Below are 25,078 nucleotides of genomic sequence, written 5' to 3'. Positions count from 1 at the left end.
ATGGACAAAATCGGTGCGATAACCCGGCGAACTGCTTTATGGCTTTTTGAATTGGTTTTTCCCAAATCCGAATACGCCTAACAGAGCCGGAACAAACAAGAAGGCAGAAGCAGGTAACGGAACGGTGGCTGGTGCGGCAGTGACGTGGACAGTAGCGCCTGTGATGGTTGTGGCGGGTCCGCTACCATCGGAGAGAAATAGTAGTTGTGCCGGCGTATAGATCGGGTCGGGGATTATGCTTAAGGCATTCCCCGCGCTGACATTGAGTGCTTGAAATTTGACGGTGCCCAGCAAGGTGGGCTCAGAGATATTTAAACCGGTTGCGACACTGCCCGACAACATTTCGGCAAAATGAATTTTCCCCAAGGTTGCGCCCGAGCCTGGGGTAATGCTGTTCGCCAGACTTTCGGTGTCAGTGCCAAAAATACTGCCACTGCTTAGCAATTGCGCCGATAGATTGGTGCTGTTGTAGGTCAGATCGAAATCGAAGCCCGCCAAATCAGCAACGTTATTAATATAAATATTGACGTCGAAAATAGAGCCTTTAGCGAATGAGCGGATATTCGTGTTGTCAGAAAATTTAAGATTAAGGGTGGCCGCTTCGGTAGTCTGGAAAAATCCAACGAATGCCAGCGCAAGCAGTTTGGTAAGTAAATGTTTGTTCATAAAATATTCCGTAGGGCTGGAAACCGGAGCCAATCGCTCCGGCAAACTGATTCAAAAAATGGGCTAGGGCGCAGGGTTGACCACGGCACATTGCGGCAAAGTACAAAGCGAAGCTGCCTTTCTGTAATCGATAATATTGACTCGCAAATCGCCATTCAGATCAGCGGGGTCGTTGGCTGCTACCACTTTGCCGTATTTGGCTTTGATGGCGTTCAAATCGTTCATGTCGATGTCGTTATCGCGATCCGTATCGCCGGGGCCTGTTACTTTCACGGTAAAAGCTTTAGATGCGCTGGTGTTATCGGCATCGTTTGCTGAGACGGTAAAGTTGAAAATGCCTACCTTGGAAGGCACGCCTGATAACAGGCCTGTGTCTTGCGCAAGAGTCAAACCGTTTGGTAATGCGCCGGCGCTGACGTTGACCACGTAAGGCGTGTTGCCGCCGCTAACGGTGGGCCGCTCCGGAAACACTTCGTTGACATTGCCGTTTTGCAGCGCATCGACCATTGCGAAGGGCGAAATAGCCACGAATTCCGTCATTTGCGAACCTTGATAGGCGCCGACGATTTCCGCAGTCGAACAATCGAATTCATGAGAGCCGCCGTTGGCATCGGTTACTTCCACTACGCCGTCGCCGTGCAGATTATCCGTTCCGACCGCATCGCACATGGCTTCACCCTTTTCGCCATCAATGGACGCGGCGGGGCCGCCATAGGCATAAAACTCATAACGGCGGGTGACGACTTCTTCGGCGTTGTTGCCCATGCTGTCGCTGCCGCCACGCAATTCGGATTTGGCGTTGCTGACACCATTGTGGGATTGCAGCAAATACCATTCGGATTCGACTTCGTCCGGCTCACCATTGGTCCAGTCTGCTAGACCGTCGTGGTCATGATCATCACTGATCAGTGCGCCTAAGGCCAAAACCCGAGTGTTGTGAGTTTTAGTTTTAATAACCTTGACCCAACTAGGTTCGCCAAATTCTTTTACGACGCTTTGCGGAACAACCGGAGCCGGCATGGTTGCCACGACTTGAGCAGGGAAGTCAGTGGTCGGTGGGGTGTAGTCGAATACCGGCGTATTCAACTGCAGCGCGGGACCAACAACCAGTTTGCCGCTGCCATCCTTGACCAGCCAGTTGTATTTGACCGCGCTATAAGGCGTGGTGGCGGAGTAGGCAAAGTGCACCCCAAAATGTTCGCAGCCGACATTTTTGCTTAAATCGTAGCAATACAAGGTACTGCCGATTGGATAGGGATTGGTGACGGCACCGTCTTTTTCGTAACGTACGAAGGTTTTGGGGTGCGCAGGGTCGCTGAGGTCTTCCCGTATTTTTCCGTAACCGTAATGATTACCTGGGTAGGTGCTGACTACATCTTTGCTGTTTGTATCGTCCAGTTCTATTTCTATGCCGTAGACCGGACCGCCGGTGTGATTCAGTGCGTCAAAGTTGCCCAGCCCGCCCCTGATGTCGCTTGCTTCGGCAATAGAACCGAGCGCCAGCAATGGCAGTAAGAATGTCATCTGTTTCATTGAGTGTTCCCCGTAGGTTTGTGGTGTGTCAATTGACTTTAACTAACAATGAAACTTGGCGGGGTGAACCGACGACCTCCCGATTTTGATAGACCGAGATAAAGCCTGACTAAGTCAAAAAGCTAAGAAGTCTTGCCGCAAGGCACGTAGTCAGTTGCCTAAACTCAAAAGTCGATTTCGACATATTTAGACAACTAAAAGTCGCGGGACTTATAACAATGGAAAATGAATTCAAAATTAAAATTGCGGGAAATCTCACATTTCTATTGTCATTTAATTGATTTCTTTCCGGTTAGCATGGCTTTGATTAAGTGTTCGTTGTGCGCTCTACCAGAAACAAAGACGCCCACTACGTGTAAGGCAATTAGGACTAGCATAAAATTGGTTGCCCCTTCATGAATTTCCTCCCAAAATTCTTCATCTTGGCTTTGCGTTTCTGCTTTTCTATCCTCTTCGTCGTCTTCTTCCGCATGGGCAGCGCTAATCAAAGTTAGTGTTGTTGGATTGGCAGCCAGCGGACCTCGCCCTTCTTCTATCGCATATACTTTCAAGCCGCTGACAGTCACAACCAGCAACGTTGAGAGCAATGCCATGACCATCCAGCCGCCCAAAGGATTGTGGCCGACATAATGTTTCGCGGAGCCTGCGCGCAGTTCGCGAATATAGCTGTAAACAGTTCCGGGAGAACGGACAAAGTCGCTAAATCGGGCATGGCGGCTGCCGATGATTCCCCACAGAATGCGGAAGATAGTCAGACCCAAAACCGTGTAACCGGCGTAAATATGCCAAGCGTTTTCTTCCTCGCTGGTGAAATAGGCCACAGTAAAGGCAACGACCAGCGACCAGTGAAAAATACGGATAAAAATGTCCCAGACCGCTACGGTGTGTTGGTTATTCATGTGGTTTACCTCGGCATGCTTAGTTGCAGATGTAGCTAGTGTAGGAAACCGAGATAAATCCAATCTTAAAAGTTCGGGGTTAAAATACCCTTACTCCGAGTAAATCTTTGAAACCAACCATTGTTATGACTCAACTATGCGACTATTGCTGGTAGAAGACGATCCAGGCCTGTCCCGATCTTTAAAAGCCGATCTGGAAAGAGCCGGGTTTGCGGTCGATTTGGCCATGGATGGCGAGAATGGCGAATTTTTGGGCATGACTGAATCCTACGATATTGTCATCCTGGATTTAGGCTTGCCGAAAATGCCCGGACTGGAAGTGCTGGGACGATGGCGGCAAGCGGGTAATCATGTGCCGGTCATTGTGCTGACGGCCAGGGACGCCTGGCATGAAAAAGTCGACGGCTTCAAAGTGGGTGCCGACGACTATCTAGGCAAACCGTTTCATATCGAGGAGTTACAGGCACGCATCCAGGCCCTGTTAAAGCGCATGCACGGGATGATGCAGCCGCAACTGTGTGGTTGCGGCGTGGCCTTGGATGAAGACAGGCAAACCGTCAGCGTTGATGGTGCTGAGCATGTCGAGCTGACGGCAATCGAATTTCGTTTGCTGCGCTATTTCATGCTGCATCCCGGCAAGTTGCTTACCAAAACCCATTTACTTGAGCACGTCTACGAATGCGACGGTGACCCGGCCAGCAACGTTATCGAAGTGTATATCAACCGGTTACGGCGTAAATTGGGTAAGGATTTGATCGCTACCCGGCGTGGGCAAGGCTACATCTTCGGCGATAAGCCGTGATTTCATTACGCCAGCGTCTTAACCGCGGCCTGATCATTATCCTGAGTATGGTGTTTGCCGGACACTGGTTGGCAGCAGATTGGGTGATTCGCTCTGTGGCGGAAAAACAAATGCTGACCCGCTTACAGCACGATGGCGATTCGTTGCTGGATACCTTGACGCTTAACGCGGAAGGACAACTGATTTTCGATAGCTCGCATGCCGGCACGGTATACGGCCAAGCCTATTCGGGTCACTACTTTGTGATCCAGCTTGACGGAAAAACCTATTATTCAAGTTCGCTGCAAGACGACGTTTTGCCTTTTACTACCGAGCCGCCCAATACCGCCAGGCAATTCCATTTTCCTGATGGACCGCATCACCAACCTTTACTGGTTTTGAGTCGAGGTTTCGAGCGATTTGGTCATGCAATCACCATTAGCATCGCCGAGGATTTAAGCGATATTGGCCATGACATAGATCATATCCGGCTTGCCTATCTGGTATTGACTGCCATGGTGCTTTTGATCGCAATCGCCCTGCAAAGTAACGATGTACGCAGATCGCTGAAACCGTTGCAGGCAGCGCGCGACGAACTGGCCGAGATTGCCTACGGCCGTCAGTCACAGATCCAAGCCAGAGTGCCGGCGGAAATCAAACCCTTGGTTGCGGAAGTCAATCGCTTGTTAGTGTTGGTTGAGAGGCGCTTGCACCAGTCTCGCACCGCAATTGGCAATTTGGCGCATGCGCTGAAAACGCCGTTGGCGATGCTGTTTCGTCTGGCTGAAAATTCGCAACTGGATGCCCATTCCGAGCTGCGTAATCTGCTGCAAAAGCAAACGCAAGCGATCCATGAGCGCATCGAGCGAGAATTAAAACGCGCCCGTATCTCCGGTAATATGCAAACCGCCAGCGTGTTTAATCCACAGCAAGAACTCACTGCTTTAGTCATGCTGTTGCAAAATGTCTATGCCGAGAAAAATTTAGCGATCCAAGTCAATGCCCCCGATCAACTAATCAATTTTGATCGGGAAGACATGCTGGAGCTGACCGGTAATTTGTTGGATAACGCCTGCAAATGGGCTGATAAACAGGTTCTAGTCTCGGTTGAACATGGCGCCGGCATTACCATCAATGTCGAAGACGACGGTCCGGGTTGTTCGGCGCAGGACATGCAGCAACTCAGTAAGCGCGGTTTAAGGCTGGACGAAGCAGTGCAGGGACATGGGCTAGGCTTGGCGATTGTGCGTGACATCGCCGTATTTTATGGCGGCGAGTTGGAGATTATGCGTTCCGGGCAACTAGGCGGTTTGCGAGTAACAGTGCAATTCCCAAGGTGGATAGCCGCAGCATCGGTATAATTCCCGCTTCTTTTGCATTTACCGTTTGATTGCTTATGACCACCGTTAACACCGAAAAACTTTCCAGCGCCCGTTTTGCCGAAGCCACCGATGCTTTTGTCGAAGAATTTACCGCTTCCGTCAATTTTGACCGGCGCATGGCCCGGCAAGATATTCAAGGCTCGTTGGCGCATGCGGCCATGCTTTGCAAAATAGGTATTCTGACCGAACAGGAGCTCGCCGACATTCGCAGCGGATTGATGCAAATCGGCGGTGAGATCGAACGCGGCGAGTTCCTCTGGTCAATCAAGCAGGAAGATGTGCATATGAACATCGAAGCGCGCTTGACTGATTTGATCGGGATTGCCGGCAAAAAACTGCATACCGGCCGTTCGCGTAATGACCAGGTAGCGACCGATATAAGACTATATTTACGTAGCGAAATCGAAACTATATTGACGCAGTTACAACGCCTGCAAATCGCTTTGTTGGATGTGGCGGAACGCGAGGCCGATACCATCATGCCCGGTTTTACCCATTTGCAAGTCGCGCAACCCGTGACATTCGGCCATCATTTAATGGCGTGGTTCGAAATGCTGTGCCGTGATAAAGAACGTCTGCAAGATTGCTGTAAACGCCTGAATGTGATGCCCTTGGGTGCCGCAGCATTGGCGGGCACCAGCTATCCCATTGATCGCTTCATGACCGCCGAATTGTTGGGATTTTCCCGGCCGTCTAATAACTCTTTGGATTCGGTCAGTGATCGCGATTTTGCGATTGAGTTTGCCGCGGCCGCTAGTTTAATCATGATGCATTTGTCCAGGTTCTCGGAAGAACTGGTGTTGTGGGCCAGTGCGCAATTCAATTTTATCGATATTCCGGATGCATTCTGCACTGGCTCATCAATCATGCCGCAAAAGAAAAATCCCGACGTACCGGAACTGGTGCGCGGTAAATCCGGCCGGGTTACCGGGCATCTGGTGTCCTTATTGATGTTGATGAAAAGCCAGCCCTTGGCTTATAACAAAGATAATCAGGAAGACAAAGAGCCCTTGTTCGATACCGCCGACACCTTAATCAATTGTCTGCGAGCCTTTGCCGACATGATGCCGCGCATTCAAGCCAAACGCGAAAATATGTACAACGCCGCAAAAAGAGGCTTCGCGACGGCTACCGACTTGGCTGATTATTTGGTTCGCAAAGGTATGCCTTTTCGCGATGCCCACGAAGTCGTAGGTCAAGCTGTGCGCTTAGGACTGCAAACAGAGCGGGATCTATCGGAACTAACTCTCTCAGAGTTGCAGGGCTTTTCCGGCACCATTACAGCGGATGTTTTCGATATTCTAAAATTGGAAGGCTCGGTCGCTGCCCGCAATCATATCGGCGGCACGGCACCGGCAGCCGTTCGTCAGGCAATATGTGAAGCAAGACAACAAATACCCCACTAAATCCTGGAATTTGGCATTTTAACTGCTACCCTTCGAGCATCGTTTGATTCGGAGGGTGGTATGCCCCAATATTTTTCCCGACTGCTTGCTGGACCATCGCTGGATGCAATCCCGCAAGAAACCGACTTTTGGCACGACCGGGAGCTTAGTTTGTTTAGCTGCCCCAGCGCCGATGCTGATTACGCATTGACCGCATTAGTTTTTAAAATTAGTAGAAACCCGAAAGATCTGCTGGCGCATCTACGCCGAATTTATTTTTGTTACGACCGGCGCCTGTCCGAGCAACTCTACGCGGCCTTGTTGGATTTAATGATTATTTTGGATGGGAAGGGAACTGCGATCAGTCGCCGTATGATACAAGCTAGCCAGTCGCGGCTGCTGGTCCAGCAATGTCAGGATTTGCTTAAAACTGACGGGCAAACGCCGCCAGCTAACCGATATTCTTTGTTCAGTAAAGGTCTGTTGGCTAGCCGCGAACTGGTCAGGTCCAGACGGCAAACCGAAGCGCAACATGATTACTTGGCCTTAGCCAACGACTTTATCGAATACAGTCAGCTCGAACAAGCCATGGATGTGCTGGAAACGGGTATCAACCTGCAACATGATCGTCCGGATTTGCAACTGGCTTTGTTAGAGCTGTATAAGTCTACAAAAAACCGGGAGCGCTTTCAGCTCAATCGGCAGCGATTTAGCGACTCCGGCGTGGTGCTGGAGGGTGAATGGCTGGAATTGGCACATTATTTTGAAGGACAGGCATCATGAGCAAGTCGAACAAAACGCCATTTCGAATCGCTCTGCATGGCATGGATACCCGCACTTATAAAACCATGGAAATGTATCTGAAGGGGCCTTGTCGGGGGGCTGCCGTCGTGGTCGAGGATGCCGAAGCCAGCATTGATATGATCGACGCGGATCACCCCAAAGCCCGGGATATTCTGGATGCCAGAAAAGCCGCCGCGCCGGGCCGACCGATCATCTTATTGTCATTACAAAACCTACAACTGGATAATACTTACTTCATCAAAAAGCCGGTGAATGTCCAGCAAATAATGGCGGTGCTGGACAAGATTAAGGCGGTTGCCGAGGCTCGCAAAGCCGCTGCCGAACGTACGAAGATTGCGCAAGCACCTGCAAAGATACCTGATGTGCCCAAACCGCCCATGGACGAGAAGCCGAAAAAAATGGCTATGGATGTCTATGTCAATAAGGCTAAGGCGCCAAAAACGGGTGATGCCGCTGAGCACCACAAGGCCAGCAAACATCATTCTGCAATGCAGTTGAACGAAGGCGGCTTCACAGCGTTTTTAGGGACACTGAGCGACATCGATTTTGACGACGAGGTGCAGTTGTTAACAGCCTGTTACGACCCCAGGCAGTATTTTTTAGGCTACGTCATGTCGGCATATAAAACGGCCAATTTACAGTCGCGTGTTTTGCAACTTTGTTCGATTTGGAAACCTTTGACGATTTTTCCGGAAAGCCAGGAAGTATGGATCGATGCCGACGATAAACAAACCCGCGCATTTGCCGGGATGCCCTTGGGTAAAGGCTCCGTCGGCAAAATGATTTTGACGGCAGTCGATTCCACAACCGCCATTCAGCGCGCCGAAGATAAGTTTCAAGATATGGGTGCTTTTATTTGGAAATTGGCAATCTGGACATCCAAAGGACGCTTCCCGATAGGTCTGGATATTCAAGGGCCGGTCTACTTAGAAAGATGGCCGAATTTTACCCGACTGGTCATCACGCCAGACGCTTTGCGCATTGCCGCATTGTTGGTTCAGGCACCGAGAACGCCGTTGGAAGTTGCTGGTCTGTTACATGTCAAACCGCAGTATGTGTTTGTGTTTATTAGTGCCTGCCAGACGATAGGCATATTGAAACAAAGCGAACGTCAAGCCGATGCGGTGATTGCCGTAGAACCCACCAAGAAGCCCAAAAATGAGGGTTTATTAAGCAAAATTCTCAATAAATTGCGCGGCGCTTAGCAAACGATAAGGAATCTCGATGAGTCAATACAAAATTATTTTCACGGGCCCGGTAGGCGCCGGCAAAACGACTGCAATCAACGCTATTAGCGATGTGCCTCCGATCAAAACTGATGCGGCTGCCAGTGATATGACAAAAAATCGTAAAGCATCCACTACGGTGGCGATGGACTACGGTGTCATGAATTTGGCGGGCGGCGAAAAAATTCACTTGTACGGTACTCCCGGCCAGGAACGGTTTGATTTTATGTGGGATATTTTGACCAACGGCGGCATCGGCTTAATTTTATTGCTAGACAACACCCGCGCAGACCCTTTTCAGGATATGCGTTTTTTTCTGGATGCGTTCGGTAAGTTTATCAACGACACCAGCGTAGCGATTGGGGTGACGCAAATGGATTTAAGCAGCACACCCTCAATAGAAGACTACCATGCGCAACTGCAAGGCTTTGGCTTGAAACCGCCGGTTTTTTCGGTGGATGCGCGGGAAAAGAATGATGTCTCTTTGTTGGTACAAGCTCTTTTATATTCCCTGGATCCTGGTTTGGCGGGCTAATCACCATGGAAAGATTTGATCTGATTAACGGGCTGTATCTCTATCCTACTCCCGCTGGTGCTTACTACGCTGTCTCGTCACCCGAAAACGATAAACCCCGGCGGTTTTTAATCCGCTTGCTGCAACAGGAACAGACTCCGGCACTGACTATCGCGCAGTTGCAAACATTGATGGAAATCGATGACGAGGACAAAGCCTTGCAATTGCTGCTGTACTGCCAAAAGCTAGGTTGGGTGCAAGGCGTAGACACGCCTTTACAGGCGCCACAGGCTGCGCTTGAGACGATGTTGCCGGATTTATTGGCAACGATTTCCGAGAGCGGCAAAGTGCTATTGGCAGATGATCAAGGGTTTTATCTGGCGTGCAGCGGTTTTCCGCATGAGGTCGCCGAAGAATTGTCCGCGCTCAGCGCGGAACTGGCAACGGTGCATAAACGCCGTTCCGGATTACTGATAAACAATATGGGTATTTCCAGCCATGCCTGGGCCATCGTTGATCCGTTCGGTAACAGTCAAATCGGTTTTTGGCCGATGTTCGTCGGTAAGCACCGTTTTGTGCTGGCGATCAGCGGCGTACCGCATTTTAACCAAGCGGAGTTTGTAACCTTGGCCTGGGCTTTAATCACCCGTTATTTAAGCAAAGCCGCTGATGCTGCCAATTAAGCGGATCGCATATCACCCATTAATGAATAGGAATTAGATTATGAAAGCAGACATGCTGACGTCGGTTTTAAACGAGCTGAACGGTACTTCGGCGGATATAGAAGCCTCAGGTGTGATTTCCACCGACGGTCTGATGATGGCGTCGGTGTTGCCAGCCGGTATGGACGAGGATCGGGTAGGCGCTATGAGTGCAGCCATGTTGTCTTTGGGCGATAGAACGGCCCAAGAATTAAATCGCGGCAATTTGGAACAGGTGTTGATCAAAGGTGCCAGGGGCTATGTGCTAATGACCTATGCCGGTAATGAAGCCGTGCTTACCGTACTCGCCAAACCCAACGCCAAGCTCGGACTCATCTTTCTTGATGTGAAGCGTGCGGCAGAGAGTATTTCCGAAATGCTGTAAACCCTAACCGGCAACCCGGAGTAAATCATGATCGTTGATATGAAGCCCGAAGACATCATTGGCGAGTACCAGGAAGCAACGCTTACCTATTGCGACGGCAAATCCAGAAAAGTGCTGTACACCGAGCTTGAAACGCCGTATCCCGACGGCAAATTGATTGTTTCCACCACGACGCCGGATGGCATTATCAGCCACGTCAATCGCGCATTTGTGGAAATGTCGGGCTATACCGAAGCGGAGTTAATCGGCGCGCCGCATTGTATTCTCAGGCACCCGGACATGCCGTCCGCTGCGTTTAAAGACTTATGGGATACGGTGCAACGCGGTGAAAAATGGCAAGGCTTCGTGAAAAACTTGCGTAAGGACGGCGGTTATTACTGGGTAAAAGCCACGGTCATTCCGAATGTGCGCGGCGGTAAGGTGGTTGGCTATACCTCGGTGCGCCGCAAACCCTCGCGCAGTAAAGTCGATGAATGCATCGCACTGTATCCGACACTTAGTTAATTGGGGAGCATCATGTCTTACATGTTTACAGTCAGCCCGGATTTTGCCCCAGACCACCTGTCGGGTTGGTATATATTCAACACTTGGTTGCAAAAGCAGAGCGCCGAGGCCATCCATTTGGAAATGTACAATCACTATCAAGACCTGCATCAGGCCATCGCAGCCGATAAGATCGATTTGATTTACGCCAACCCCTTCGACGCCGCCATGCTGGTCCGAGAAAAAGGTTTTTTGCCGCTGGTACGCGCCCAGGGCGAATCCGACGAAGCGATCATTGCCGTTAACGCCGACAGTAATATCAACGATGTGGCCGACTTACAACCGAATACTCGGGTGGCTTTCACCGACGATCCGGATGTGCGCCTGATGGGCATGATTATGTTGGAGCCCGCGGATTTGCACGCCGGGAATATCGTCCCGTTGTTATCGGACAATCATGTTTTGGTGGCCAAACACCTGCTGAAAGGCGAAGCGGATGTCGGCATCATTCTGGCGGAGGCCTATGACAACCTGTCCGGTGTGATTAAAAAACAGCTGCGGATCTTGGTGCGTAGCCAAATAAGCGTCATCTACCATTCTTTGATGATAGGGCCGAGATTACAGAATCGCCGCGCCGACATTCAAAAAATATTACTGGAGATGGATAAGGATGAAAAAGGCGGTGGGGTGTTGAATGCCCTGGGCTTTAGGGCATGGCAACGGATCGAAGACGAGGAAATGGAGTTCATGATCGATTTGATGGATACCTTGAACACTTGATTCCATCGCGATGCATCAGTCGACCGTAATCGATTTTCTGCGACACGGCGAAGCCCGTGGCGGTTCGTATTATCGCGGAATCACCGACGATCCGCTGACTGAACGCGGTTGGCGGCAGATGTATGGCCAATGCGGGGCAGGGCAGTGGGATGTGGTGATCAGTTCGCCGCTACGCCGTTGCCGTTCCTTTGCCGCGGCCTGGTGCGAACAACAGCAACAGGATTTGGTGATTGAACCGGCATGGGGTGAAATTGATTTCGGCGCTTGGGAAGGCCAAACCGCCGAGCAAATTTCCAGTCGCTGGCCCGACTCACTGGCGGCATTTTATAAAGACCCCGTCCATTTCACCCCGCCGAACGCGGAAAGCTACCAAGCATTCGCCGCCCGCGTCAGGAAGGGCTGGGAAAGTTTATTGGCTGAGCAGGCCGGACGCCGCGTGCTGGTAGTAACCCATGCCGGTGTGATCAGAGCAATATTTGCGGAAGCCTTCAAGCTGCCGGTTACCCAAAGTTTTCATATCGATTTGCCGCACGCCTGTTTAACCCGTTTTACCTGTTTTGATGACGGTAACGGGCGCTTCGTCCAGCTTAATTTTCACAAGCCGGTTTGATTCTTCTATACTGGCCTTACACTTGATTTAGGCGCGGCCGTTTTGATCAATCGATTCCTACCCATCCATTTAGGCGCGCCGGGCGAAGAGATCAGCAAAAAAGATCTATATGCAGTTGCCCAACGATTCAAGCACTTCAATCAGTTGCGTTTGCAACATGTACAAAGTTTTTTGCAGCCGCGCCAACAGGATTTCTTAAAGCTGTTGCCGTTACTGTTTCATCAAAATCATCCCTTGTTGCCCGGTTTCGTGTCGCTGGAAGGCCCGGCGGGTATTCCCGATTACACGCCCAACAAGCAGACTATAGATGTTGCCAAGCAGTTTTCCAAAGGCTTTGTCTACAAGCGCAAGGCCTTAAGACACTATCCTATCCAGGCGATTTTTTTGATGGGTAGCGTCGGGAGTATGGCGTTTTCGAAAAACAGCGATATTGATATTTGGCTTTGCCATTCATCCACTTTGGCGCCGGATGAATTAAACGAATTGCGGCAAAAAGCCCAGGAAGTGGAAAAATGGGCGGCGACCTTAAAAATTGAGACGCATTTTTTTCTGGTTGATGCGGCGCAGTTTTTGCGCGGCGAAAATACGCCGATCTCTAAAGAGAGTAGCGGCGAAACCCAACATTATCTGTTATTGGAAGAGTTTTACCGCACCTCGATTTACATCGCCGGGCGGATACCGGTCTGGTGGTTGGTGCCGCCGCAACAGGAAAAATACTATAAGCAATATGTCGCGCATTTGCTGGAAAACCGGTTTATCTCCGAAACCGACGTCGTCGATTTCGGCGGCCTAGAAGATATGCCGATGGCGGAATTCGTCAGTGCGACGCTTTGGCATATCTACAAGTCTTTGACATCCCCGCATAAGTCCTTGTTGAAGCTGCTGCTGATGGAAAGTTATGCCAGCGAATTTCCCGAACCGCAGTGGCTGTGTCTGTCATTGAAGCAGGCGGTGTATCAAGGCGATTTCAGTGTCGAAAGCCTGGATCCTTACCTGCTGATGTACCGCAAAGTGGATGCCTATCTGCGCCAGGCTCAGTCCAAACGCCGCTTGAATCTGATTCGGGAATGTTTTTACATGAAGATCATGGCCGCGTCCGATAATCTCACGGAGAATAGAGTGCGCTTGCAGCGTGAAGATTATCTGCATAGTGTGGCAGATCAATGGGAATGGCCGGAGGATTTGCTGGACAATTTAGCCAGCCAAAAATTTTGGGACATTAAGAAAGCCAGTGTCGAGCACGTGGTGATTCGCGATCAATTGCAACAATGTCTGCGGATGATTTTAAAGTTTTCCGGTTTGCCATTGGATCAGGCGCAGCGGGAAAACAGAGACTTGAAATTGATCGGCCGGAAATTGCGGGCCACCCTGGATTTACGTCCCGATAAAATTGAAGTGCTCACCACCAGAACCACGGTCCACGCCAAACCCGATTTGCTGATAGCTGTGGAAGTCCTGACTGACGACGCTCCGCCTCGCTGGTGTTTATACGATGACCGGGCGGCGTCACAGAAAGCCTCTCTGGAAAGCGCGATTAAATCCGGCGAGAGCTTGCTCGAAGTTTTATGCTGGGCCGTGGTAAACGGCTTGTACAAAAAGTCGCTCAATCTGCAACTGGTGACTCCCAATCTTAAAATTGCCAATAATGATTTATATCAACTGTTTAATGAGTTGAATGCGTTTCTAAGCCGCTATTTGCCGGGCAGGGAGAACGATCTGGAGGTTTACGGCGAGCCGAATCGCGTCTCGTCGTCCTTGTTACTGATAAACCTCGGCGAAAGTTTGGCGATTGACGCGAACAATCAACAGTTGGTGATGAGCGAACGCTCAGACCCGTTAAGTTACGGTGATAGCCGTCAGTGTTTCATCCAGAGCATTCAGCGCTTGTCGGTATCCAGTTGGGGGGAGGCCAGCTTGCAGCGCTATATAGGCATAGAGGGAGTATTTAACTGCCTCGTTGACGTGTTTAACAACAGCGCCGCGCCCTTGTCTGCCGATAAACTCCAAGCGCTATGTTACAACCCGGTACGCGGCAAAAGCATCCTCTTGCGCATCGAATCTTTGTTCGGCAATTTGCTAAAATTTTTTGCATCCGCTCGGGACGGCTTGCAGCGCTATATCGTGGCTGCCGAGACCGGTTATGGCTTGTTCCAACTCAGAAACGGCAGCCTCGGCTATTACCGGCTGGACACGCAAAATCAACTGCTGCATGAATTAGCCAAGCCTAATCCGCAATTTTCCGCAGTATTTTTTGATGCCTACGTACTGGATCAAACCTATATTCCGTCTTTATATACGCAGAATTTGGCTGATGTGATTCAGGTTTTTTATCATGCAACCAGCAAACACGTGGGTGTTTACGTGCTTGACGAAAAAGGCGCGCTGTTTGTCCATCAGCATAGCAATGCCAATCCTGAGCACGTCATCACGCACTATTCCGTGTTTTTAGGCACCTTGCTGGCGCGCGCGCAATTGCCGGATGGTTTGAGTGTCAAATTTTACGAAATCCAGCGCAATTCAGCCGGAGTGCTATCTTGCCAGGCCGTGCCGGTCAAACTCGGCGCCAGTGTGATGGATCTGAGAGTGCGGATAGCGACCGATGAGGACGGTGCAATTGCGATTTACTGTAACCAACAAAAGTTTTCTGTCGCCAACGCCGATAGCTTCAAACCGATTCGCGCCCACATACTGGGCTATCGGAAAAACCGCGACGACTATCCGTTTCACATCACCGAAATAGATGTACCTTGTCGTCTGTTGGGAACAGACCGAAACGAGCAGTTACAAGCCGCCCATTTCCTAAACTACAAGCAAAAAATAGAAGACAAACTAAATATTTAATATTTCAGGGTCGCAGCCGATATTTAGCTCACACCAGTCGAGCTATGGGGGTTGCCATGATTATCCAGAATTCCGCCGTCCACCTGCAAAGTCAGCATCAAGCGCAACAGATCAGCAAACGCAACGAATCGCTGCGGGTCTGGATCGATAAGCCGGAAGATACCCCCAATGCAGCGCGAAAGACTCGTCCCGAAACCGCGCGCAAAGTCATTCAAGATTCCCTTGATCTCAGCCGGTCGGCGCAAACTTCGGCAACCGCTACGCAAACCCTGGATGCCGATAGGGCGCTCAGTTCCAAAGATAATCTGCTGTTGCAAATCATTAGACGCATGGTCAAGGAGATTACCGGCCGCGACTTTGAATTATTCGCACCGGATGATCTCAAGGGGCAAGCCGACTCTGTGACCATTCAGGCCCCGCAGCAAGCACCGGCAACATCAGTCCCCGAGCGCGAAGGGTATGGACTGGTCTACCAAAAATCCGAGTCTTATTTCGAAAGCGAAACGACTAATTTCAGCGCAGAAGGTAGTATCACTACCCGGGATGGGCAAACGCTGAGTTTTTCAGTGTCAATGTCGATGAGCCGCAGCTTTTATACCGAATCCAATCTCAGTATCCGCGCCGGCGACGCGGTGAAAACCGATCCTTTGGTTATCAATTTCGACGGCAATGCCGCAGAGTTAAGCGGCAGCCGATTTCAATTCGATATCGATGCCGATGGTCGTTTGGATCAAATAGCCGGTTTGAAAGCCGGCAGCGGTCTGCTGGCATTGGACAAAAACCAGGATGGCCTGATCAACGACGGTTCGGAATTGTTCGGTCCGCGCAGCGGCAACGGCTTTGCAGACTTAGCGGCTTATGACGACGATAACAATCAGTATATCGACTCCGGCGATGCCGTTTATAAACAACTCCGCATCTGGCAGCGGCATGATGACGGGTCGCAGCAATTATTGGCGCTGGGTGATAAAAATGTCGGCGCGATTTACTTAGGTCACTTGACGACGCCGTTTCAATTAAGAGACACCGCCAATCAAGCGTTGGGTGAAATTGCCAGTAGCGGTATTTATTTAACCGAACAAGGCCAAGCCGGCAGCGTGCAGCAACTTAATTTCCTGGCTTGAAACAAAGATTTCCTATGATTTTCCTGCGGCCGAGTCGGGGCATTTTTTTCCGGCTTGGCCGAGCATGGATACGGAAGCCTCTCATGCCTGCCCCATCATCTGTCTGAATTCGATAATTGAGCTAGACTTGCCCACATTGCAAAACAATATCGAAACGATCATGACACGCCATGCTTTATGGTTAGCCCGATCCTCAAATATTGCTGTTCCTGCGAATCCGGACTGATTCCCTTCGCGGCCTATAAGGCCCCCCAAGCTGCGGGAATGTCCCTCGCTGTCGATATGAAGGCTGGTTGATAGTCAAACCGCATGCCGGAGTCGCAATCCAGGTATCCGGGATTGCTGATTAATAAAGATTGAATGACTCAAAGTACTGCTCATAAGACCCTATGAAAAAATATATTGCCGGATTTTTTGTATTAACTGGTCACGCCTGCGTCTTGCAGGCTGCATCTCAAGACGCACTTGAGCTGAATGTGGAAGACTTGCTGAATGTTGAAGTGACTTCAGTGTCCAAAAAAGCCCAAGCACTAAACGATTCCGCGGCCGCGATATTTGTCATTACCAACGATGACATCAAACGAACGGGCGCGACCAGTATTCCCGAGGCACTGCGCATGGCCCCAGGCCTTGACGTGGCGCGTATCGATTCGAACAAGTGGGCGGTCAGTTCCCGGGGCTTTAATGCGCGTTTCTCCAACAAGTTACTGGTATTGATCGATGGTCGCAATACTTATAGCCGCATGTTTTCCGGTACCTACTGGGAAAACCAGGATGTGATGATGGAGGATGTCGAGCGGATTGAGGTGATTAGAGGCCCTGGCGCGACGCTGTGGGGCGCAAACGCGGTAAACGGTGTAATCAACATCATCACCAAACACAGCTCGAAAACGCAGGGCGGTCTGGTGGCTGCAGGCGGCGGTACTGAGGAACAGGGGTTTGGCGCATTTCGCTACGGCGGCAAGTTGGGCGAGGATACGACGGGCCGGGTTTATGCCAAGGGGTTCAAACGCGATCAAAATACCAATGCCCAAGGCCATGGCGCCGGCGACGATTGGGACAAAGTACAGGGCGGGTTTCGCATAGATTCTCAGTTGTCGTCAGCAGACGAACTTAAATTTCAGGGCGATCTTTATCACAGTCATCTCAATCAAGTGTTGTCTAAGCCCAGTATTTTAGCGCCCTACAGTACAACTTTCCGTGATAAAGCCGAAGCTTACGGCGGCAATATCATGGGTCGCTGGCAGCACACGTTTTCCACCCAGTCCGACATGTCCCTACAGTTGTTTTACGACTATTATCGGCGCAATGAGGAATGGATGTCTGAAGGGCGGGATACATTTGACTTGGATTTTCAGCATCGCTTCGGCTTGTTTGATAGCCATGAATTGATTTGGGGGCTGGGTTACCAACTAACCTCGGATCGCCTTGAAAGTAGCACTATATTCAGCATGTCTCCTGCCCACCGGAAAAATCAGTTATTCAGCGCATTCGTCCAGGATGAAATGGAATTGATAGACCAAACGCTGTGGTTGACCTTGGGCAACAAATTTGAACATAACGATTTCACCGGCTTTGAAGGCCAGCCCACCGCCCGATTAATGTGGGCGCCGGCGCTGAATCATCGGCTTTGGGCCGGGGTATCCAGAGCAGTGCGCACGCCCTCGCGCGGCGAAGCCAATATGCGCTTGACGACAGCGGTTGTGCCGCCGTCATCGCCATTTTTTATACCGGTGGAACTGGCGCTGGAGGGTAACACAAGCTTGCGCAGCGAAGATGTGATTGCTTACGAAGTGGGTTACCGCACCACCATGATCAAATCCGTATCGGTGGATGTGACGGCGTTTTATAACGATTACGCGCACATGCGCGACGCTTCCCAAGGCGCCGTTTATTTCGATCCTATTCGCGGTGTGTTGGTCCAGCCTTTACCCTTTAGTAATAATTTAAAAGCCAAGACCTATGGTGTCGAAGTCTCGACTGTCTGGCAAATGCTGGACTGGTGGCGGTGGGACGCCAATTACAGCCTCCTTAAAACCGAAGTGCCGCAAACCGCAATGGCGGTGGTGGGCATTAGTCCGCAGCAGCGCATGAATTTACGCAGTGCGGTGAATATACGGCCGGATTTGGACTTTGATGTTTGGTTTCGCTACGTCGGCAACAATGCCGCAGCAACAGCTTCCGGCAACAGTTACATACCCGATTATGTGACGATGGACGCGCGCTTGGCCTGGCGCCCCGAACCTGATCTGGAAATATCATTGGTAGGCCAAAACTTATTAACTAATAGCCACTTGGAATATCAACAGGAAAACCTGGTACTGCCAACATTTATTGATAGGGGTATGTACGGCAAAATCAGTTGGAATTTCTGATGCCGCTGGCAGGTAGACTGTTTTGCATTTTTTCTATTTAGTTGGATTATTGTTGCGACGGATATGCAAAACGCAATAAAAATTTATCTGTTGGCATTAATGTTATTTAGTTCAAGCGCGTCTTGCGCGGCGCCGTTGGCGCTTGAGCAATATACGGTGTTGGCCGCATTGACGCTTAATTTTGCCCGTTTTACGCAATGGCCGGAGCAGGCGTTTGCCAATTCCGGAAATAACCTGCAGGTTTGTTTGGTAGGAGACAATGCATTACTGCAATCTTTTGATTCAATTAGCGGTAAAGCAGTTGGAGATAGAGTGATTAAAATAATTAATTCGGATAAGTTACGCAATTTAAATCAATGTCATATTCTGTTTTTAAGCGAATTATCCAATAGTGTTTTGTCGCAAGTTTTTTTAGATACCAGGCAGTTTCCGGTGTTGACGATAGGTGAAGAAGCCAATTTTATCGAATCGGGGGGCATGGTGGCTATGGTGAATACCGATGGAAAAATACAGTTACATATCAATCTTGCGACGGTTAAAAGCTCGGGGCTAACGATTAGTTCGAGCCTTTTGCGCTTAGCGAAAATTGTCGGCGATAATTAGGAGAGATAATCGCATGTTTAAATGGTTTAATAATGCGCCTATCAAGATAAAGCTAGTATTTATTATGACTTTGATCGCTGTGTTGACGCTGTTTTCGGCAAGCACTGCGATTGTTGTGAATGAATATTATGCAAAAAAGAAAGATACCGAGCAGCAGCTGGTATTAATTGCCAATATTATTGCATCGAACATTTCAGCGGCGCTGGTTTTTGAAGATACGGTCTCGGCTAATACTATGCTGAATAGTATGAAAACCCGGGACAGCATATTAAATGCCGAATTATATGATAAGCAAGGTAAGTTATTTGCCGACTATCACTCGCAAAAGCTGGGTGTTAGTCATTGGGATGCGGAAAAAGCTTCCGCGCTTTTAAACGATGCGCAATCCCTCCCTAGTTCTGAAGGCCTATATGGTTTTATCGGCGAAGTTTTCGCTTATTGGTATGAGCGCTTATTTCCTTATACCAATAATATTGACGGTAAGTCTGGGGAAAAAAACGTATTCAAATACGATGAGGACAATAATCTGCATTTTGTCCGTTCGATAGAACTGGATGGTGACGTCGTAGGGGTATTGCATTTGGTGGATGACCAAAGCGGTTTCTACGCCATATTAAAAGCGTTTTATTCAACTATGGGTTTGATCGTGGTGTTTACCATGGTCTTAATCGGTATGTTGACCACCAAATTGCAGCAAATATTTTTGGCGCCCCTACTCAAACTGATGGATGCCATGCAATCGGTTGGACATGAGAAGAGTTTTTCGCATCGGATTAACAAGACCAGCAACGACGAATTCGGCGATTTAGCCGATGTGTACAATGCCATGCTAGCCGAAATCCAGTTCAGAGACGATCAACTAGCCATGCACCGAGATTCTTTGGAAAGGCAAGTTATCGAACGTACCCAGCAATTGGAAGAAAAAAATCAAGAGCTGAGTATCAGCATCGCCGAAGCGCTCTCCGCCAAAGAGCAAGCCGAACAAGCCAGTAAAGCCAAGTCGCAATTTTTGGCAACCATGAGCCATGAGATCAGAACGCCGATGAATGGCGTGTTGGGCATGACCGAGTTGTTGATGTCGTCCGGTTTGGACGACCGGCAAACCAGATTTGCCGATACCGCCTACCGTTCCGCCAATTCGCTACTCAGCATCATCAATAATATTCTCGATTTTTCCAAAATCGAAGCCGGCAAATTGCAGTTGATCGTTCAGGAGTTCGATCTGCGCCGCTTATTGGAAGACACCGTGGAAATGATGGCGGAGCAAGCCCACCGTAAAGGCCTGGAATTGATATTGAATCTGCCGCACCAAATGCACTTTATTGTGCAGGGCGATGCGGAACGATTACGGCAGGTGCTGGTTAATCTGCTGAGCAATGCCATCAAGTTTACCGAAGAAGGCGATGTGCAGCTTAAGGTGAGTGTTCCGGAAAATACAGCACGCGATAAAGTCAGATTATTATTCGAAGTCATCGATACCGGCATAGGGGTTGCCGCTGAGCGTCAGGCGGAAATTTTCGATAGTTTCACGCAGTCCGACGGCAGCATTACCCGGCGTTATGGCGGGACCGGTTTAGGTTTGACCATTTCCAAGCAATTAGTCGAATTAATGGGCGGTAGTTTGGGACTGGAAAGTAATATCGGTCGAGGTTCCCGGTTTTACTTTGACTTAGAATTGGGGTTGGGCATCCAGACCGACATCGAACGTGCCGACACCAGCGCGTTGGAAGGTCTGCACATCCTGGTAGTGGATGACAATGCGATAAACCGCGACATACTCCACGATCAAGTTTCGCTATGGGGCGCCCATGTTACGACCGTCGATAGCGGCCCCAGGGCGCTGAAGCTATTGGTCGAGGCGGCTACTTTAAATAATCCGTTTCAAGTTGCTCTGCTGGATTGGCATTTGCCGGTAATGGACGGCTTGACGCTGGCCAAGGCCATTCAACGCGACCAGCGTATTCCCAAGCTGCCGTTGATCATGCTCAGCTCCGAAAATGTCAGCATTAAAACCGGCCTGACCCACGAATACGGCATCAGCTTTTATTTGAACAAACCGGTTTTTCAACAACGCCTGCTGAATTGCTTGCTGGAAATCGCTACGTTCGCACCCGTGGAGCAAACGGCGCCATCCGCTGTTACACCGGAGCAAATTAAGTTATCCGGGCGCATTTTGGTGGCCGAGGATAACTTAGTTAATCAGGAAGTGGTCAAAAGCTTCTTAGAAAGCATGGGCTGCATCGCGGAGGTGGTAGCAGACGGTCAGGAAGCGTTGCAAGCCGCCTGCCGGCGTCGTTACGATTTAATTTTGATGGATTGTCATATGCCGGTTATGGATGGCTTTTCGGCAACCGTCAAAATTCGCGAGCATGAACAAGCCACGACCTCGACCCGAATTCCGATTATCGCTTTAACCGCCGATGTACAAAAAGGCATACACGATCAGTGTGAAATGGTTGGTATGGACGGCTATTTAAGTAAACCGTTCAGCAAAGAACAACTGCGCCATCTATTGATAAATTGGCTGCCCAATGCTGCGGATAATGCACTGGAGCCGGCTCCGCTGGCATATCAAGACCCAGTGATGGCAGGCGAATTTCCCCCCGGACCGATTTGCCAGGCCGATCTGGCTCAGCTTCGGGATATTTACGATGCGAATGGGGTAAGTTTATTAAACAAGGCCATCGCACTCTATCTGCAAACCGCGCCGGAAACAGCCGAAAAACTTAGACAAGCCGCTACCGATGGGCAGGCGGATTTGCTGGCCGATATGGCTCACGCCCTCAAATCGTCCAGCGCCAATCTGGGTGCCAGGGACTTGTCTAAAACCTGCCGATTGCTGGAAACTGCCGGTCGCCAAGTGGATCTTGCAGCAATTCCGGCACTGCTGGCAGAATTTGAGGCGCAATTGCCGGCGGCTTTGGCCGAGTTGCGTGCTATTGCCCATGCCAGCGTAGTGCAGCCCGATGCATCGCAAACCGGCATGGATAAGCGGGTAGCCGACCTGGCGCTGGAAGCCAAGCGAATTTTACTGATAGACGACGATCCGAACTTCAGGTTGATTACCGGCGAACAGTTAAAAGCCTCGGGTTTCGACGTCGTGGAGGCCGAGAGTGGTGAGGCGGCGCTGCTCTTGCTGGAGACGGCCATTCCGGATCTAGTCATAGTCGATGCGATTATGCCGGGTATCGACGGTTTTGAAACCTGCCGGCGCATGTCCGCCAACCCTGCCATGACCGACATTCCCATCATTATGTCTACCGGCTTGGAAGACATCGAATCGATTAATCGGGCATTTAAGGTCGGCGCTACCGACTTCATCATCAAACCCCTTAATCATGTGGTGTTGATTCATCACATCCGTTTTCTGCTGCGCTCCAGCCATGACACGGCGGAATTACGCAACAGTAAGCAGCAACTGTCTGCTGCGCAACGCATCGCCGGTTTGGGCTATTGGACTTGGGATCCAAGGCAGGACAAATTCGAAATATCGCCGTTTTTAGCGGAAATGTGCCAAATGCCGGCCGACTATTTTCGGGGAGAGCTCAGCAACTATTTGAATTTAATTGAGGCTGCGGACCGCAAAATAGTGCAGACCTTGATAGAAGCCGCTGCCCAGGGCGAACAAGTCGAGTATGTTGAGTACCGCTTGCGGCCGGATCTGGAAACGCCCATCAGCGTCCGCCAGGATACGGCCATGATCAGCAGCGGACAGCAGAGTTTTGTCACCGGGACGGTGCAGGATATTTCCAAGCAAAAGCAATCGGAAAAAATCATCCATCAGTTGGCGTATTTCGATGAGTTGACCGGCCTGGCCAGCCGTGTGCATTATCACAAGCGTATTCAACAGACCATCAAAGCCTCGGCGCGCGGCAAGCTGGAGTTTGCATTTTTATTTCTGGATCTGGACGAATTTAAGTATGTCAACGACAGCTTTGGACATAACGTCGGCGATCAATTTCTGAAAGCGATCGCCCAACGTATCCAAAGCGTGGTACGTGAAGAAGACTTTGCTGCGCGATTGGGCGGAGACGAATTTTGTATCATCGCCAGCAGCATTACCGACGAATTTCAAGCCATGGAAATCGCCGAACGCTGTTTGCAGGAAATCAACCGACCTTTAATTTTGGATACCCACCATTTAAAGCCCCGCGTCAGTATCGGTATTGCTATTTATCCAAAAGATGGCGAGAACGAGCACGACTTGATGAAAGCCGCCGACACCGCCATGTACGCAGCGAAAAGCGCCGGCAAACAGCGCTACGCTTACTATCGGCCGGAGATGACGGGCCTGGCGATTAAGCGCATGCAAGACGAGCAAACCTTGCGCGACGCGCTGGAGCACCAGCAATTGCAATTGTATTATCAGCCCCAGGTAAGTATGTTGGATGGGCGAATGATAGGTCTCGAAGCCTTGGTGCGCTGGCGACATCCGTTGCGCGGTTTGTTGGGGCCCGGCGAGTTTATTCCTTTGGCTGAGGCTTTGGGTTTGATCGGTAAAATTAGCGACTGGGCTATTCAACAGGCTTGCGAACAATTAATTGCCTGGCAAAATCAAGGGCTGCCGTTATTCACCACGGCTGTCAACGTCTCGGCAAGCCATTTCCGCGATCCGCAATTCCCGTTCACGTTGCGGGAAATCCTCAAACATACCCAATTGCCGGCTCACTATTTACAAATCGAAGTCACGGAAAGTGCCATGCAAACTTCGGCAGACTTAGAGATATTTAAAAAACTAAAGGGCATAGGAGTGAAAATCGCGATAGACGATTTCGGCACCGGCTTTTCGTCGCTGGCGTCGCTGAAGCAGTTGCCGGTGGATTGTCTGAAAATCGACAGAACCTTTGTTCAGGATGTGTTGTTTAATCCGCAAACCCCGATTTTGCTCGGTACGATTATCGGCATGGCCAATGCGATGAATTTCTCGCTGGTGGCGGAAGGCGTGGAGACGATAGAGCAAGCCATGGTGATGAGTGGTTTGGGCTGCCAAGTGGTGCAAGGCTATTTGTTTAGTCAGCCTCTGACCGCCGCCGAAGTGCCGGCCATGTTTGACAAAGATTTCCGGCTGGAATTTATTCACTCCAAACCAGCCCATAACGATATTCATCGAAACAATTATGACTGATCTTGAATTGCCGGAACGCTTTGCAGATATTAAACGGCTGCCTTCTCTGCCGCACGACGTTCATCAAGTGGTCAAAGCCTTGTCCGACGATAATCTGGATTATGCCCGGTTAGCCAAGATTCTGGCGGGGCATGCGACGATTTCGTCGCGACTGATTGCCTTGGCCAATTCAGCGTGGTTTAACAACTCCAGCGAACCGGTGACGTCATTGGAAAGAACCTGTTTGAAACTGGGTTTGAATATTGTCCGAGGCGTCGGTATCGGTTTGGCGGTGATGAAGCCGTTTAATATCAGGGATTGCCGAAGTTTCGATATCAAACGTTATTGGATCAGTACCATGCTGGTGGCGCACGCTGCCCGCGCGCTGGCCGACGAGCTTGCGGCCGAGCGGGGCAATGAACACTTGCCGCAAACCGTGCACACCGGCGGCATTCTGCATAATATCGGTTTGCTGTGCATGGCCGACATCATGCCCGAAGAAACCCACCAAGCCCTGCGTTTTAAACAAGCCAATCCCGAATTGGACTTGAATCAAGCCTTACGCAAATTGCTGCATACCGATTATTGCGAAGTCGGGGCGCATCTCACCGTTTCCTGGGGAATACCCGAAGCGTTGGTGGCGATTATTCGTTACCATCGTAATCCGGGTTATCAAGGCAGCTATTGGCGGCAGGCAGCTTTGGTTGGCGCTGCGACGCATATGGTGGGTAGTGTGTTCGACGAAAAAGAGACGTGGCCGGTCTCGGCCTTTGAGAAACTGAGCATCAGCCCGGCCTGTCAGGCTGAGATATTCGCCGACCTGCAAAGCCAATATTTAAAAACTCAGGAATTAGCGAAAGTGCTATTTCCTTAAGAAGTGGC

At 50.2% G+C, this 25,078-nt stretch carries 20 protein-coding genes; 17 read left to right on the top strand and 3 right to left on the bottom strand.

Features of this window, described 5'->3' with window-relative positions:
• Window positions 1-36: 36 nt before the first annotated feature.
• From ACR02O_RS15970 to ACR02O_RS15960, 3 genes are all read right to left on the bottom strand, one after another.
• A complete protein-coding gene (locus tag ACR02O_RS15970; protein WP_458137732.1) occupies window positions 37-666 on the bottom strand; it encodes a cohesin domain-containing protein in 630 nt (209 codons plus the stop codon).
• Between the two features lie 63 nt (window positions 667-729).
• A complete protein-coding gene (locus ACR02O_RS15965; protein ID WP_458137731.1) occupies window positions 730-2,199 on the bottom strand; it encodes a putative Ig domain-containing protein in 1,470 nt (489 codons plus the stop codon).
• 269 nt (window positions 2,200-2,468) lie between these two features.
• The gene (locus ACR02O_RS15960; protein ID WP_494521997.1) at window positions 2,469-3,098 is read right to left on the bottom strand and encodes a cytochrome b/b6 domain-containing protein; all 630 of its coding nucleotides are present in this window, start codon (window positions 3,096-3,098) and stop codon (window positions 2,469-2,471) included.
• A gap of 136 nt (window positions 3,099-3,234) precedes the next feature.
• Between ACR02O_RS15960 and ACR02O_RS15955 the strand changes: the two genes are divergently transcribed.
• The 17 genes from ACR02O_RS15955 (at window position 3,235) to ACR02O_RS15875 (ending at window position 25,070) form a co-directional block, all read left to right on the top strand.
• Window positions 3,235-3,900: a response regulator transcription factor gene (locus tag ACR02O_RS15955; protein ID WP_458137729.1), complete on the top strand. Its 666-nt coding sequence runs from the start codon at window positions 3,235-3,237 to the stop codon at window positions 3,898-3,900.
• Window positions 3,897-5,240, top strand: a complete 1,344-nt coding sequence (locus tag ACR02O_RS15950; RefSeq protein WP_494521996.1) for a sensor histidine kinase — start codon at window positions 3,897-3,899, stop codon at window positions 5,238-5,240. The genes ACR02O_RS15955 and ACR02O_RS15950 overlap by 4 nt, the downstream gene beginning before the upstream one ends.
• Before the next feature lie 35 nt (window positions 5,241-5,275).
• A complete protein-coding gene (gene argH / locus ACR02O_RS15945; protein ID WP_494521995.1) occupies window positions 5,276-6,667 on the top strand; it encodes an argininosuccinate lyase in 1,392 nt (463 codons plus the stop codon).
• Window positions 6,668-6,727: 60 nt separating this feature from the next.
• Complete coding sequence (locus tag ACR02O_RS15940; protein WP_171695036.1) at window positions 6,728-7,429, top strand: type IV pilus assembly protein FimV; 702 nt, start codon at window positions 6,728-6,730, stop codon at window positions 7,427-7,429.
• The gene (locus ACR02O_RS15935; RefSeq protein ID WP_319961493.1) at window positions 7,426-8,655 is read left to right on the top strand and encodes a hypothetical protein; all 1,230 of its coding nucleotides are present in this window, start codon (window positions 7,426-7,428) and stop codon (window positions 8,653-8,655) included. The genes ACR02O_RS15940 and ACR02O_RS15935 overlap by 4 nt, the downstream gene beginning before the upstream one ends.
• 19 nt (window positions 8,656-8,674) lie before the next feature.
• Entirely contained in the window at window positions 8,675-9,211 is a 537-nt protein-coding gene (locus tag ACR02O_RS15930) for a GTP-binding protein (protein ID WP_033159328.1), read from the top strand.
• 5 nt (window positions 9,212-9,216) lie between these two features.
• Complete coding sequence (locus ACR02O_RS15925; RefSeq protein ID WP_205454134.1) at window positions 9,217-9,873, top strand: hypothetical protein; 657 nt, start codon at window positions 9,217-9,219, stop codon at window positions 9,871-9,873.
• Between the two features lie 40 nt (window positions 9,874-9,913).
• Window positions 9,914-10,276, top strand: coding sequence for a roadblock/LC7 domain-containing protein (locus ACR02O_RS15920; protein WP_101052602.1), 363 nt, complete (start codon window positions 9,914-9,916; stop codon window positions 10,274-10,276).
• Between the two features lie 27 nt (window positions 10,277-10,303).
• On the top strand, window positions 10,304-10,780 hold the full coding sequence (locus tag ACR02O_RS15915) for a PAS domain-containing protein (RefSeq protein ID WP_033159326.1): 477 nt from the start codon (window positions 10,304-10,306) through the stop codon (window positions 10,778-10,780).
• A 12-nt stretch (window positions 10,781-10,792) separates the two neighbouring features.
• Entirely contained in the window at window positions 10,793-11,539 is a 747-nt protein-coding gene (locus ACR02O_RS15910) for a phosphate/phosphite/phosphonate ABC transporter substrate-binding protein (RefSeq protein ID WP_033159325.1), read from the top strand.
• Window positions 11,540-11,549: 10 nt separating this feature from the next.
• Window positions 11,550-12,149 (top strand): histidine phosphatase family protein, encoded by a 600-nt coding sequence (locus ACR02O_RS15905; protein WP_033159324.1) that lies wholly within the window; start codon window positions 11,550-11,552, stop codon window positions 12,147-12,149.
• A gap of 42 nt (window positions 12,150-12,191) precedes the next feature.
• Window positions 12,192-14,990: a class I adenylate cyclase domain-containing protein gene (locus ACR02O_RS15900; RefSeq protein ID WP_494521994.1), complete on the top strand. Its 2,799-nt coding sequence runs from the start codon at window positions 12,192-12,194 to the stop codon at window positions 14,988-14,990.
• A 56-nt stretch (window positions 14,991-15,046) separates the two neighbouring features.
• Window positions 15,047-16,114, top strand: coding sequence for an SPM autocatalytic domain-containing protein (locus ACR02O_RS15895; RefSeq protein WP_240618024.1), 1,068 nt, complete (start codon window positions 15,047-15,049; stop codon window positions 16,112-16,114).
• Window positions 16,115-16,503: 389 nt separating this feature from the next.
• A complete protein-coding gene (locus ACR02O_RS15890) occupies window positions 16,504-18,489 on the top strand; it encodes a TOL_0244 family TonB-dependent receptor (protein WP_101052607.1) in 1,986 nt (661 codons plus the stop codon).
• Between the two features lie 63 nt (window positions 18,490-18,552).
• The gene (locus ACR02O_RS15885; protein ID WP_033159321.1) at window positions 18,553-19,092 is read left to right on the top strand and encodes a YfiR family protein; all 540 of its coding nucleotides are present in this window, start codon (window positions 18,553-18,555) and stop codon (window positions 19,090-19,092) included.
• 13 nt (window positions 19,093-19,105) lie between these two features.
• On the top strand, window positions 19,106-24,217 hold the full coding sequence (locus tag ACR02O_RS15880; protein WP_494521993.1) for an EAL domain-containing protein: 5,112 nt from the start codon (window positions 19,106-19,108) through the stop codon (window positions 24,215-24,217).
• Entirely contained in the window at window positions 24,210-25,070 is an 861-nt protein-coding gene (locus tag ACR02O_RS15875) for an HDOD domain-containing protein (protein ID WP_494521992.1), read from the top strand. Before ACR02O_RS15880 ends, ACR02O_RS15875 begins: the two co-directional genes overlap by 8 nt.
• Window positions 25,071-25,078: the final 8 nt, after the last annotated feature.

The sequence above is a fragment of the Methylomonas sp. PHL2-19 genome (genome assembly GCF_059331595.1).
The sequence above is the reverse complement of the archived record's forward strand: the minus strand, read 5'-3'. Positions and strand labels throughout refer to the sequence as shown.

Bases quoted from the DNA above. Each gene is read 5' to 3' on its own strand.
- ACR02O_RS15970 (WP_458137732.1), bottom strand. From the start codon at position 666: ATGAACAAACATTTACTTACCAAACTGCTTGCGCTGGCATTCGTTGGA.
- ACR02O_RS15965 (WP_458137731.1), bottom strand. From the start codon at position 2,199: ATGAAACAGATGACATTCTTACTGCCATTGCTGGCGCTCGGTTCTATT.
- ACR02O_RS15960 (WP_494521997.1), bottom strand. From the start codon at position 3,098: ATGAATAACCAACACACCGTAGCGGTCTGGGACATTTTTATCCGTATT.
- ACR02O_RS15955 (WP_458137729.1), top strand. From the start codon at position 3,235: ATGCGACTATTGCTGGTAGAAGACGATCCAGGCCTGTCCCGATCTTTA.
- argH (WP_494521995.1), top strand. From the start codon at position 5,276: ATGACCACCGTTAACACCGAAAAACTTTCCAGCGCCCGTTTTGCCGAA.
- ACR02O_RS15940 (WP_171695036.1), top strand. From the start codon at position 6,728: ATGCCCCAATATTTTTCCCGACTGCTTGCTGGACCATCGCTGGATGCA.
- ACR02O_RS15935 (WP_319961493.1), top strand. From the start codon at position 7,426: ATGAGCAAGTCGAACAAAACGCCATTTCGAATCGCTCTGCATGGCATG.
- ACR02O_RS15930 (WP_033159328.1), top strand. From the start codon at position 8,675: ATGAGTCAATACAAAATTATTTTCACGGGCCCGGTAGGCGCCGGCAAA.
- ACR02O_RS15925 (WP_205454134.1), top strand. From the start codon at position 9,217: ATGGAAAGATTTGATCTGATTAACGGGCTGTATCTCTATCCTACTCCC.
- ACR02O_RS15920 (WP_101052602.1), top strand. From the start codon at position 9,914: ATGAAAGCAGACATGCTGACGTCGGTTTTAAACGAGCTGAACGGTACT.
- ACR02O_RS15915 (WP_033159326.1), top strand. From the start codon at position 10,304: ATGATCGTTGATATGAAGCCCGAAGACATCATTGGCGAGTACCAGGAA.
- ACR02O_RS15910 (WP_033159325.1), top strand. From the start codon at position 10,793: ATGTCTTACATGTTTACAGTCAGCCCGGATTTTGCCCCAGACCACCTG.
- ACR02O_RS15905 (WP_033159324.1), top strand. From the start codon at position 11,550: ATGCATCAGTCGACCGTAATCGATTTTCTGCGACACGGCGAAGCCCGT.
- ACR02O_RS15895 (WP_240618024.1), top strand. From the start codon at position 15,047: ATGATTATCCAGAATTCCGCCGTCCACCTGCAAAGTCAGCATCAAGCG.
- ACR02O_RS15890 (WP_101052607.1), top strand. From the start codon at position 16,504: ATGAAAAAATATATTGCCGGATTTTTTGTATTAACTGGTCACGCCTGC.
- ACR02O_RS15885 (WP_033159321.1), top strand. From the start codon at position 18,553: ATGCAAAACGCAATAAAAATTTATCTGTTGGCATTAATGTTATTTAGT.
- ACR02O_RS15880 (WP_494521993.1), top strand. From the start codon at position 19,106: ATGTTTAAATGGTTTAATAATGCGCCTATCAAGATAAAGCTAGTATTT.
- ACR02O_RS15875 (WP_494521992.1), top strand. From the start codon at position 24,210: ATGACTGATCTTGAATTGCCGGAACGCTTTGCAGATATTAAACGGCTG.